This is a genomic window from Dinghuibacter sp., from assembly GCF_035492835.1.
In the GTDB taxonomy this organism is placed as follows: domain Bacteria; phylum Bacteroidota; class Bacteroidia; order Chitinophagales; family Chitinophagaceae; genus Dinghuibacter.
This window is the reverse complement of the sequence record NZ_DATJIY010000056.1, coordinates 20,630-32,782: the sequence shown is the minus strand read 5'-3', so window position 1 is coordinate 32,782 and position 12,153 is coordinate 20,630. Positions and strand designations below refer to the sequence as shown.

The 12,153-nt window shown below is 58.8% G+C and carries 12 protein-coding genes; all 12 read left to right on the top strand.

The features are described from left to right. A partial coding sequence (locus tag VL547_RS05410; RefSeq protein ID WP_325576018.1) for a 1-acyl-sn-glycerol-3-phosphate acyltransferase occupies nucleotides 1–2,336 on the top strand: 2,336 nt, incomplete at its 5' end. Then, nucleotides 2,314–3,933: an NAD(P)/FAD-dependent oxidoreductase gene (locus VL547_RS05405; RefSeq protein ID WP_325576016.1), complete on the top strand. Its 1,620-nt coding sequence runs from the start codon at nucleotides 2,314–2,316 to the stop codon at nucleotides 3,931–3,933. The genes VL547_RS05410 and VL547_RS05405, both read left to right, overlap by 23 nt. Beyond that, nucleotides 3,930–5,540, top strand: a complete 1,611-nt coding sequence (locus VL547_RS05400) for a C45 family peptidase (RefSeq protein WP_325576014.1) — start codon at nucleotides 3,930–3,932, stop codon at nucleotides 5,538–5,540. Before VL547_RS05405 ends, VL547_RS05400 begins: the two co-directional genes overlap by 4 nt. A gap of 37 nt (nucleotides 5,541–5,577) precedes the next feature. Beyond that, nucleotides 5,578–5,952 carry a holo-ACP synthase gene (gene acpS / locus VL547_RS05395; protein ID WP_325576012.1) on the top strand — a complete coding sequence of 125 codons (375 nt, stop codon included), beginning with the start codon at nucleotides 5,578–5,580 and terminating at the stop codon, nucleotides 5,950–5,952. 76 nt (nucleotides 5,953–6,028) lie between these two features. Beyond that, nucleotides 6,029–7,582: an aromatic amino acid ammonia-lyase gene (locus VL547_RS05390; RefSeq protein WP_325576010.1), complete on the top strand. Its 1,554-nt coding sequence runs from the start codon at nucleotides 6,029–6,031 to the stop codon at nucleotides 7,580–7,582. Nucleotides 7,583–7,632: 50 nt separating this feature from the next. Next, the gene (gene fabG / locus VL547_RS05385; protein ID WP_325576008.1) at nucleotides 7,633–8,364 is read left to right on the top strand and encodes a 3-oxoacyl-ACP reductase FabG; all 732 of its coding nucleotides are present in this window, start codon (nucleotides 7,633–7,635) and stop codon (nucleotides 8,362–8,364) included. A gap of 51 nt (nucleotides 8,365–8,415) precedes the next feature. Continuing rightward, a complete protein-coding gene (locus VL547_RS05380; RefSeq protein WP_325576006.1) occupies nucleotides 8,416–9,633 on the top strand; it encodes a beta-ketoacyl-[acyl-carrier-protein] synthase family protein in 1,218 nt (405 codons plus the stop codon). A 1-nt stretch (nucleotide 9,634) separates the two neighbouring features. Continuing rightward, nucleotides 9,635–9,889 carry a phosphopantetheine-binding protein gene (locus VL547_RS05375; RefSeq protein ID WP_325576004.1) on the top strand — a complete coding sequence of 85 codons (255 nt, stop codon included), beginning with the start codon at nucleotides 9,635–9,637 and terminating at the stop codon, nucleotides 9,887–9,889. After that, nucleotides 9,889–10,728, top strand: coding sequence for a lipid A biosynthesis acyltransferase (locus VL547_RS05370; protein WP_325576002.1), 840 nt, complete (start codon nucleotides 9,889–9,891; stop codon nucleotides 10,726–10,728). Before VL547_RS05375 ends, VL547_RS05370 begins: the two co-directional genes overlap by 1 nt. Next, entirely contained in the window at nucleotides 10,725–11,114 is a 390-nt protein-coding gene (locus VL547_RS05365) for a 3-hydroxyacyl-ACP dehydratase (RefSeq protein WP_325576000.1), read from the top strand. The genes VL547_RS05370 and VL547_RS05365 overlap by 4 nt, the downstream gene beginning before the upstream one ends. Beyond that, entirely contained in the window at nucleotides 11,111–11,743 is a 633-nt protein-coding gene (locus tag VL547_RS05360) for a hypothetical protein (RefSeq protein WP_325575998.1), read from the top strand. Before VL547_RS05365 ends, VL547_RS05360 begins: the two co-directional genes overlap by 4 nt. Then, nucleotides 11,722–12,153, top strand: a complete 432-nt coding sequence (locus VL547_RS05355) for an acyl-CoA thioesterase (protein ID WP_325575996.1) — start codon at nucleotides 11,722–11,724, stop codon at nucleotides 12,151–12,153. The genes VL547_RS05360 and VL547_RS05355 overlap by 22 nt, the downstream gene beginning before the upstream one ends.

Below are 12,153 nucleotides of genomic sequence, written 5' to 3'. Positions count from 1 at the left end.
TGACCGACTCGGGTTTCGTGAAGAAGTATTCCGGGGTGTCGTCGTTGTTGCTGTCGGATTCGCTGCAACGCTTGCGGATCGCCCGCTGGAACCGGTATTGGAGCCCGGCCCGGAAAGACTCGCTTCTTACCGCCTTGCGGGCCGCGGGCATCGCGGCCGGGTTCAAGCCTGAAGCGCTCATGGCTTACCGTTCGACGCTCGACGCTCCATACACACCCGTGGACCGCGAGACGTTCGCGCAAGTCCGCAAATCCTATCTGGACGACTACATCACCGAAACCCCGGACAAGGCCACCGTCGTAACACTGGTAAAGGTGACGCCGGAAGGGCGGCAAAAGGTATACGACGCCTTCGCCACTTCGCCCAACGTGACGGTGCTCGACCGCCAATACCTAACGGGCAAATTCATCGACCTTATCAACAACGACTTCGGGAGCATCGCCTGGATGAGCTCCATCCTGGTGTTCGCGGTGCTCCTGCTGACATACGGGCGTATCGAGCTGACGCTGATGTCATTCATCCCGATGGTCATCACCTTCCTTTGGATCCTCGGGATCATGGCGCTCCTGAAGATCGACTTCAACATCATCAACATCATCATCTCCGCGTTTATCTTCGGGATGGGCGACGACTACAGCCTGTTTATCATGGACGGCCTCCTCCAGGAATACAAAACGGGTAAAAAAAACCTCGACTCCTACAAGTCTTCCATATTCCTATCGGCCATCACCACGATGGCGGGGCTCGGCGTCCTCGTTTTCGCCGGTCACCCGGCGCTCCGTTCCATCGCCATCATTTCGATCGTGGGCATCCTTTGCGTCGTGGTGCTATCCCAAATCCTGATTCCGTTCCTGTTCAAAACGCTGATCACCGACCGCGTCGCCAAGGGGCGTTTCCCGTGGACGCTCTCGGGTTTCCTGAAGACGCTCGTGTCGTATACGTACTTCGCGGCGGGAAGCCTGTTGCTGACGCTGATCGGGTTCCTGCTCGTGCGGTTGCGTCCTTTCGGCCGGCGCCGCAGCAAGTATGCGTTTCACGTGGTCAAGTCTTTATTTATACGTTCATTGATCTACGTGATGGCAAACGTCCGCAAAAGGATCGTCAACCCGCAGGACTTCAGCAAGCCTTCCCTGCTGATCGTCAACCACCAATCCTTCCTGGACAGCCTGCTGATCCAGATGCAATACCCCAAGTTCCTGTTGCTGACCAACAGCTGGGTCTGGAACTCCCCCATCATGGGCGGGATCGTCCGCCTGGCCGACTACTACCCCATCATGCACGGCGCGAGCGGCAGCGTCGATAAGCTACGGCAGCGCGTAGCCGAGGGCTACTCGATCGTCGTCTTCCCCGAAGGCTCGCGCTCCCGCGACGGCGCCATCCGCCGCTTCCACAAAGGCGCGTTCTACCTGGCGCAGGAGCTACAGCTCGATATCCTACCGGTGATGCTACACGGGTCGGGCTACACCATCACCAAGGGGGACTTCCTTCTAAAGGACGGGCGCATCGCGATAAAGTTCCTGCCGCGCATCGCGCCCGCCGGGGCGCCCGCCCCGCAGGACGCCCCGGCCGCCGCGCCCTACGCCGGGCAAACCAAGTCGGTCAACCGCTATTTCCGGGAAGCGTTCGCCGAATTCTCGCGCCAGGAGGAGCAACCGGCCTACTATCGCGAATTGCTGACGTACAACTACATCTATAAGGGCCCCGTGCTGGAGTGGTACATGCGCGTCAAGACCTCGATGGAGGGCAACTACCAATTATTCCACGAGCTGCTGCCGCTGAGTGGCGAGATACTCGACATCGGGTGCGGGTATGGGTTTATGAGCTATATGCTTTCCTTTAGCGCACCGGGACGTCGCATCACTGCGTTCGACTACGACGAGGACAAGGTCGATGTCGCGGCGCACAGCTTTTCGGCGGACGGGTCGGTGCCCGCGGGACCGACGCGCACCCCGATCCGGTGGATGCAGGCGGACGCCACGACCTTCGGGTTCGACCGCGTCTATGACGGGATCGTGCTGGCGGATATGCTCCACTACCTCCAACCCGACGACCGTCAGGCGCTCGTGCGGCGGTGTATAGCGCATCTATCCCAGACCGGTGTGCTGGTCATCCGCGACGGCGACAAAGACCTAAAACAGCGTCACCAGGGTACACGCTACACCGAATGGTTCAGCACACGCTTCTATGGGTTCAACAAAACGACCGACGCCGGCCTGTCGTTCTTCTCCTTCCAGGAAATCCGCGACATCGCCGCGGAGCTGAATATGGAGTGCCAGCCCATCGATAATACGAAGTTCACCTCAAACGTCGTGTATGTCATCCGGCATCGAAAATAGCGGGCTCGACCCCGGCGCGTCCGGCGGGGCGAGGCACGGCGGTGCGGCTCGTGGCGGCGCCTTTGACGTCCTCGTCATCGGCAGCGGCATCGGCGGCCTCGTTTGTGCCGGCGTCCTGGCGCGTGAGGGCCTTCGGGTGTGCGTGCTCGAAAAGAACCCGCAGATCGGCGGGGCGTTGCAGACGTATACGCGGGACAAGGTCCTCTTTGACGCGGGGGTGCACTACATGGGGGGGCTGGCGCCGGGGCAAAACCTGTACCAGATCTTCAAGTACCTGGGGATCATGGACGAGCTGCATTTGACCCGGCTGGACGAAGACGCCTTTGATACCATCCTGATTGGCGACGACCCCACGGAATACGCCTTTGCCCAGGGGTATGACCGGTTTGTCGATACCCTGGCGGCCCGGTTCCCGGCGGAGCGCGCGGGCATCCTGGCCTATGCGGACGCCATCCGCGACGTGTGCAGCCGGTTCCCGTTGTATAACCTGCGGGCGGGCGGTGTCTACTCGGAAAAGGCGGGAGTGCTCGAAACCGACGCCCGGACGACGATCGAAGGCTTTACAAAGAATGAAAAGCTCCGTGAGGTGCTCGCGGGCAATAATATCCTATATGCGGGGCAACCCGGCAAGACGCCGTTCTATGTCCACGCGCTGGTGCTGAACAGCTTTATCGAAAGCTCGTGGAAGTGTACCGACGGCGGCGGACAGCTCGCCAAAGTGCTGGCGCGGTCCATCCGTTCGCACGGCGGCGACGTGCGGACGCGGGCGGAGGTGACGCAAATCGTCGAGGAAAACGGCCGCGTAACCCATTTGGTCCTGGCCGATGGCTCGAAGGTTTATGCCAACGCGATCGTTTCGAGTCTGCACCCGGCGCAGACCCTGGCGCTGACGCCGTCCGCGCTCCTCAAACCGGCGTACCGCGGGCGGATCGGTTCGCTGGAGAATTCGATCGCCAGCTTTTGCGTGAACCTGGTGTTGCAACCTCGGACCGTGCGCTACGAGAAGCACAACTATTACTACATGCGGCCGGGCTGCGCCTGGACGCAAACCGGCTATACCGGGGCGGATTGGCCGCGGGGATACGCGCTGTTCTACGGGAGGTCGCGCACCGACCCGTCCTACGCCTCGTCGGTCACGATCATGAGCTATATGCGCTACGACGAGGTCGCGCCATGGGCGGGAACGTTCAATACCGTAGCGCACGCGGAGGCCCGCGCGGGCGAGGGCGGTGCGCACGCGGAGGCCCGCGGTGCGGATTATGAGGCCTTCAAACGGCGGAAATACGGGCAATTGATGCGCTGCGTGGCGGAGCGGTTCCCGGAGCTGGCGGCGGAGGTCGCGCACTGGTACGCCTCCACCCCGCTGTCGTTCCGCGACTACCTGGGCACCGCCGACGGCTCGCTGTATGGCATCGTCAAAGACTACCGTAACCCCGTAAAAACCATCATTCCGGCCCGGACAAAGGTGGAAGGGCTCTTCCTGACCGGGCAAAACCTTAATTTGCATGGCATCCTGGGCGCCGCCATCAGTAGCCTGGCCACTTGCGCCGACCTGCTGGGCCGGGATGATTTTGTAGAAAAAATAAAGAACGCATGATTTTCATTTACGTATTCGTACCCCTTCTATTGATGGTCCTGTACGCCTGGTCGGTGACGCGCCTATCGCCGCCCCGCGTGCACGATCGGAGCGCGGACGCGATGAACCGGACCGAGATCGCCCCGGGCGTGTATACCATCGGCCGGAACTGGCGGCGCCGCGGCGCCAGCGGGCTGTATGAGCTCTACGTGGAGGGCAGGCCTTACGAACGGGGTGTCATCTATGGCAAGCTGGCGGCGGAATTGATAGCGCTCCAGGAGGACTATTTCCACGAACAGATTATAAAGATGATCCCGTCACAGGGGTATCTGAAGCTCCTCAAGTATTTCATCGGCTTTTTCAACCGGAAGCTGCCGCGGCACGTGACGACGGAGTACAAGCTCGAGATCTACGGGGTGTCGCGCTCGGCGCCGGACCGGTATGCGTATATCGGGACGCCTTACCAGCGCATGCTCAACTATCATGCGGCGCACGACATCGGACACGCGCTGCAAAACCTGGCGCTGGTGGGCTGTACCTCCTTCGGGACGTGGGGCAGCCTGTCGGAGGACGGGGAGCTGATCATCGGGCGCAACTTCGACTTTTATGTGGGGGACAAATTTGCGCTCAACAAGATCGTCCAGTTCGAGGCGCCGTCGGAGGGCCACCGGTTTATGTTCCTGACCTGGGGCGGGTTTATCGGCGTGACGTCGGGGATGAACGAGCACGGGCTAACGGTTACGATCAATGCCGCCAAGTCGACGATTCCGCTGGGCTCGGCCACGCCGGTGTCGCTGGTCGCCCGGGAAATCCTGCAATACGCGGCCAACATACAAGAAGCGCTGGCCATCGCGGAGAAGCGGACGATGTTCGTCTCGGAGTCCTTCCTGGTCGGTTCGGCCGCCGACGGTAAGGCGGTGCTGATCGAAAAGACGCCCAAGGCGCTCGAGGTCTACGACCCGGGCGAAGAGCGCATCACCTGCGCCAACCACTTCCAGAGCCGCGGCCTGGGGAGCTCCGAAACCAATACCGCCGACATGGAGTCCAGCGCCAGCCCCTACCGCCAGGCGCGGCTGGAAGAGCTGCTCGACGGCCTCGGTCCGAATTCGGTGGACAAAACCATAAAAATCCTCCGCGACTTCCGCGGCAAGGGCGGCGCCGACATCGGCCTGGGTAACGAAAAGGCCATCAACCAGTTCATCGCCCACCACTCCATCGTTTTTGAACCCCACCGGCTCCGCGCCTGGGTCTCCACGGCACCCTGGCAGGAGGGGCCCTATATCTGCTACGACCTGCGCCACGCCTGGTCCATCGCCGACCCAACCGCGGAAGTGGCCGTAAGCGAAGTGGCGGCGGACCCGTTCATGCAGACGCAGGAGTTCAAAAATTACCTGGCCTTCCGTGCGCTAAAGCAAAAGATGGATCGGGGTGAGACAATAGACCCGGCGGAGCTGGTCGCGCTGGACCCGGAGTATTTCCACGCCTATGTGCTCGCCGGCGACTACCTGTACAAAAGGGAGGACTACGAAGGAGCGTGCCATTACTATGGCGAGGCGCTCACGAAGGAGGTCGCGACGACGACCGAAGAGACGTATATTCGAAAGCAAATGGAGCGTTGCGCCACATGAGCGCGCCGCGCGCAAAATAACGGAGCCTGCAAAAGATATGATCCTCGGCATTGGCATCGATATGATCGAAGTGGACCGCGTCGCGACGCGGATCGCCAGGGAGCAGGGCTTCCGCGAGCTGGTTTTTTCCCCGGACGAAATCGCCTACTGCAACGCAAAAGCGCACCCCGCGCAGCACTACGCCGCCCGTTTTGCCGCCAAAGAGGCCTTCTTTAAAGCGCTTGGGACGGGATGGGCGGCGGGGACCGTTTTCCACGAAGTGGAGATACTCCCCGACGATCAAGGCGCGCCGCAGCTGCGACTGCTGGACGCGACGGCTAAGACGTTGGCGCCACGAGCGATAAAGAATATCTGGGTCTCCCTCACGCACCTCCGGGAGTCGGCTGCCGCGGTCGTGGTGCTGGAGACGTAAATATTCTTGGCAACGTGCGCATATTTCAGTTTTTTTGCTCCTGAGAATCTATTTATATAAAAACATTTATTAATACATGATCAGCATAGGAGGCGGGAGGCTTTCCGCGGATGACTTGTTCGATATCCTGTTTAACTCGCGACCGGTCGTCCTGGACCCGGTCACCGTGGAGAAAGTAGCCACTAACCATCAATTCCTGAAGAACTTTGCCAACGAGAAGCTGATCTACGGGATCAATACCGGTTTTGGGCCGATGGCCCAGTACAAGGTGAGCGAAAGCAACCGGACGCAGCTCCAATACAACCTGATCCGCAGCCACGCTTCGGGCGGCGGCAAGCTGATCGAGCCTTTCCTGGTGAGGAGCGTCATGATCGCGCGGCTGAACAGCCTGATGCAGGCGTATTCGGGCGTACACCCGGACCTGGTCAGCCTGTTGAAAGACATGATTAACGCGGAGGTCTACCCCTGCATCTATGAGCACGGCGGCGTTGGCGCCAGCGGCGACCTGGTGCAGCTGGCCCACCTGGGACTGGCGCTGATCGGGGAAGGTTACGTGACCCATAAAGGGGAGCGGAAGCCGACGAAAGAGGTGTTCCAGCAACTGGGACTGAAGCCCCTGGAGGTCCATATCCGTGAAGGCCTCGCCATCCTCAACGGCACCTCCGCGATGACCGGGATCGGCATGGTGAATATCCTGCAGGCCAAACGCCTGCTTTGCTGGTCGGTGGTCCTCAGCGCGATGACCAACGAGATCGTGGAAGCCTTTGACGATCACTTCTCCTACGAGCTGAATGCGGTTAAGCCGCACCGTGGGCAGAACCGGGTGGCCGCGATGCTGCGCGACCTCCTGGCGGGTAGCCGGATGATCCACGACCGCGCGGACCACCTGTACAACCCGGAGAACATCCAGCGCGAAGTGTTCGAGGACAAGGTCCAGGAGTACTACTCGCTGCGGTGCGTGACCCAGATCCTGGGACCCATTTTCGATACCATAGCCGGCGCGGAGACCGTCGTCACCGACGAGCTCAACAGCGTCAACGACAATCCGGTCGTCGACCACGCGAACAACAATATCTTCCACGGGGGGAACTTCCACGGGGACTATGTGTCGCTGGAGATGGACAAGCTCAAGACCGCGATGACGCGGCTGTCCATGCTGAGCGAGCGCCAGCTGAACTACCTGCTCAACGACAAGTTGAACCAAATCCTGCCGCCCTTTGTCAATTTAGGCGTGCTGGGCTTCAACTTCGGGATGCAGGGGATGCAGTTCACGGCCACGAGCACCGTCGCGGAGAACCAGACGCTATCGTTCCCGATGTACGTGCATTCCATCCCTAACAACAACGACAACCAGGACATCGTGAGCATGGGCTGTAACGCCGCGCTCCTGACGAAAAAGGTGATCGATAATTCGTTCGAGGTGCTGGCGATCCAGATGATGACGGTCCTCCAGGCCATCGACTACCTGAACGCAGCGGATAAACTATCCACCAACACGAGGACGATCTACGCCAACATGCGGGAGCTGTTCCCCAGGTTCGTAGAAGACCAACCCAAATATGAAGACCTCCGGCGCGTGGCGGACCGCCTCGCGGGGACGCATCCCGAAGGTGTGACATTCAAATTATAACTATGAAACCGTAAGGTTACGGGGGGCAATTAATATCAAATTATCTACCGATGAAATGTACGCTGGTTACGGGCGGCTCCCGCGGGATCGGGCGCGCCATTTGCGCAAAGCTCGCCAAGGAAAGCGGGAACCATATCCTGATCAACTATAGGTCCAACGAGGCCGAGGCGCTCAAGACGCTGGACATCGTCCGCGAAGCCGGCGCCACCGGCGAGATCATCAAGTTCGACGTCGGCGACAAGGACGAGGTAAAAACCGTCCTGGGCGGCTGGATCGAAAGCCATCCGGACGATTTTATCGAGGTCCTCGTCAACAACGCGGGCATCAAGGAGGACGGCTTGATGATGTGGATGAAGGACGAGCAGTGGGATTCGGTGATCAATGCCAGCCTGAATGGCTTCTTTTACGTAACCCGGCTGGTGGTCACGCCCATGCTCGCCAAACGGTATGGGCGCATCGTCACCATCGCCTCCCTCTCCGGTCTCAAGGGTGTCCCCGGTCAAACCAATTATTCTGCCGCCAAGGGGGGCGTCATCGCCGCCTCCAAGGCGCTCGCCCAGGAAATTGCCAAACGCAATATCACCGTTAACACGGTGGCGCCAGGATTTATAAAAACCGACATGACCGAAAAGGTGCCCGAAAAGGAAATGAAGGCGCTCATCCCCATGGGCCGTTTTGGCGAGCCGGAAGAGATCGCGCATGTGGTGGCGTTCCTGGCATCGCCCGGGGCGTCCTACATAACGGGTGAAGTTATCTCCGTCAACGGGGGGATATACTCCTAGGGTGGCGCAGCCCTGACGGGCGATTTAAAAAATTTACGCTATTTTTCACGCATGAATAGGGTTGCTATCACCGGCCTCGGTATTTATTCCTGTCTGGGTAAAAATCGTGAGGAGGTCCGGGATTCTTTATACAAAGGCCGTTCGGGGATCATTTTCGACCCCGTGCGGAAAGAATACGGTTACCGCTCCGCCCTGACGGGGTACGTCGACCGGCCGAACCTGAAGGACAAGCTGGACCGCCGGTCGCGGATGATGCTGCCCGAGCAGGGGGAGTACGCATATATGGCGACTGTGGAAGCTATGCTCCAGGCGGGGCTAGACGCCGACATCATCGCCCGGAACGAGGTCGGTATCCTGTATGGGAACGACAGCTCGGCCAAACCGGTGATCGACGCCAACGACCTGATACGCATCAAAAAAGACACGACCCTGGTGGGATCGGCCTCGGTTTTCCAAACGCTGAACTCCACGGTGACCATGAACCTGGCCACCATCTTCAAGCTAAAGGGGGTCAACTTTACCATCAGCGCGGCCTGCGCCAGCGGCTCCCACTCGGTGGGGCTGGGGTACCACTTTATCAAGTCCGGGCTCCAGGACATCATCGTAACCGGTGGCGCTCAGGAAATCAACTACTTATCCATGACCACGTTTGACGCCCTGTCGGCGTTTTCGGTGCGGGAGTCGGAGCCGGCAAAGGCCTCCCGGCCCTTCGACCGGGACCGGGACGGGCTGATCCCCAGCGGGGGCGCGGCGACGGTCATCCTGGAGAACTGGGACCACGCCGTCAAACGCGGGGCGCCTATCCTGGGAGAGGTCATCGGGTACGGTTTCTCGTCCAATGGGGACCATATTTCCAACCCGACCGTCGAAGGACCCGTTCGGTCCCTAAGACGCGCTATAAAAGACGCGGGCCTCGATCCCCGGCAGATCGACTATGTCAACGCCCACGCCACCTCCACCCCCGCCGGCGACGCCAGCGAAGCCCGGGCCATAGCTGAGGTGTTCGGCGACCGGTCGGTGCCCGTCAGCTCCACCAAGTCGATGACCGGGCATGAATGCTGGATGGCCGGCGCCAGCGAGATCGTGTATTGCATGCTGATGATGCGGGACTCGTTCATGGCGCCCAACATCAATTTCGAAAACCCGGATGACGACTCCGCCCGGCTGGATGTGATCCAGGCGACCAGGGAACGGAATATAAACGTATTTTTGTCTAATTCCTTTGGCTTCGGGGGAACCAACTCATCACTCATTGTTCAAAAACCATAATGTGCGCTTAACCCAAACTAATTCTGAGATTATCGAAAAAATCAACCACTTCCTGGTAGAAGAGTTTGAAGTGGATGCCGATACCATTACCCCTGAAGGCAACCTGAAGGACGTCCTGGAGCTGGACAGCCTCGACTATATCGACCTGGTGGTTGTCATAGAAAATAACTTCCATTTTAAAGTAAAACCCGAAGACTTTACCGGTATCGCTACCTTTCAGGATTTTTACGACTACATTATTTCCAAAGTCAATTAATGCCTTCCTGGGAAGGAAAATCGAAGGCCAGCCCGCTGGGGTACCGCATTTTTGTATGGGTACTGCGCACCATGGGGGTTACGCCGGCGTATGGCCTCCTGCGGGTCGTGGCTGGTTGGTATTTTCTTTTCTCCAAACCGGTGCTGTACCGGTATTTCCGGGATCGTATCGGGTATGGGCGCATTAGAGCTTTATGTGCTTTGTACCGCAACTACTACGCCTTCGGTCAAACCCTGATCGACAGGGTCGTATTGATGGCGGGCATCCCCAATAAATTCACCTTTGACTTTGATGGCGAAGAGCACCTCCGTGCGATGAAAGGCGGCCTCCTCCTCAGCGGCCACATCGGCAACTGGGAGATCGCCGGTCATCTGCTCCAACGCCTTGAGACGCGGATACACATCCTGATGTACGACGCGGAGCACGAGCGGATCAAGGCCTATCTGACGAGCGTGACCGGGGAGCGACGGGCTAATATTATCGTGATAAAAGACGACCTGTCCCATATCTATGCGGTCAGCGACGCGCTGGCGGCGGGCGACATGGTGTGTATCCACGCAGACCGGTTTGTGGACGGCGCCAAAAGCATGAAGGCCGATTTCCTCGGGGCGCCCGCGCTTTTCCCCGTCGGTCCCTTCCAGCTGGCGGCCGCGCTAAAGGTGCCCGTGTCATTTGTTTATGCGCTCAAGGAACGCCCGACGCACTACCACTTTTTTGCCAGCGCCCCGATGGTCCGCACGCGCGACGAGCTGTTCGTCGATTTTGTAGGAAGTATGGAGAAAAAAGTCCGGCAATATCCCGAACAATGGTATAATTACTTTAATTTTTGGCGCTTATGATTGACCTCATTCCCCAACGGCCCCCGTTTGTGCTGATCGACCGGTTCTCCATGGACCCCGAGGCGTATAGCCTTTTTGTAGTCCCTGAAGACCACGTATTGGTAGAGGATGGTCGGTTATCCGAGGCCGGGCTGGTGGAAAATATCGCCCAAACGGCGGCGGCCAGGGCCGGGTATATTTCCCGGTCTGAGGGAAAACCGGTGCCGCTGGGGTATATTGGGGCGGTGCAAAAACTGGTGGTACATGCCCTGCCGGAAACGGGCGCGACGTTGCGCACGACTATCGAGACCAAACACCAGATATTTAACGCGACCGTCGTGGAAGGCATAGTCCGCGCCGGTGACCAAACCCTTGCCTCCTGCGAAATGAAAATTTTTATTGTATGAATAAGACCTTACTAATCGCTTGCTTTCTGGTACTGTCGGGCGTAGCTCAGGCGCAGACACTAAAAGACTTCTTTGCCAACGAATCCATGAACGTGACGTATCTGGGGTTGGATTTCTCGCTGGCGCGGGTCATCAACGACCCGGGCGCTAACGGCGAGAACATGGTGGATAAGGTTTTCCCGTCGATGAACGACCTCACCGTAAAAGAGGTTAAAAAATTCGACGTTGCCGGCGCCTTCCGCCACAAAACCCTGGACCACGATTTTACCGGCGTGACTGCGCACAATGCGAATATCAGCAAGGACGCCCTCATCTCCAGCAATACCGCCGACGCCACGCGGCTGAAAGAAGCCGACATCAAGGCCCTCGTCAGCAACCTGGACATGGGCGGCAAAAAGGGTATCGGTATCGTATTCATCGTCGAGGCCATGGACAAAAGCGACCGGAAATTCGTGGTCTGGCCAACCATCGTCAATATGGATACCCACACGGTACTCATCACCGAACGCATCAACGGGAAGACGGGTAACGGTTTCGGCGAACGGAACTTCTGGGCCAGCGGCCTCAAGGACGCCTTCGACGACATCGACGGCTATAAGTATAAAGAATGGAAGAAGGCACACAGCTAAAGGACCGGACCGAGATCACGGTCCGTTTTAACGAGGCCGATCCCCTGGGGATCGTATGGCATGGACACTATATCCGTTACTTCGAGGACGGTCGCGAATCCTTTGGCGTTCACCACGGGCTCCGCTACCTGGACTTTTACCGGGAAGGCGTGGTCGTGCCCATCGTCAGTATCCAATGCGACTATAAAAGGGCCCTTCGCTACGGCGACAGCGTCGTCGTGGAAACGCTTTACCACCCCTGCGATGCGGCCCGGCTGGAGTTTTCGTACCGGTTATACAACACCCGCACCCAGGACCTGGTGGCTACGGGTACTTCGGTGCAGGTTTTCCTGGATAAGGAAACCAACAACCTGTTGTTGACCAACCCCGATTTTTTTGAACGCTGGAAAATCACCCATGGCCTGATGTAG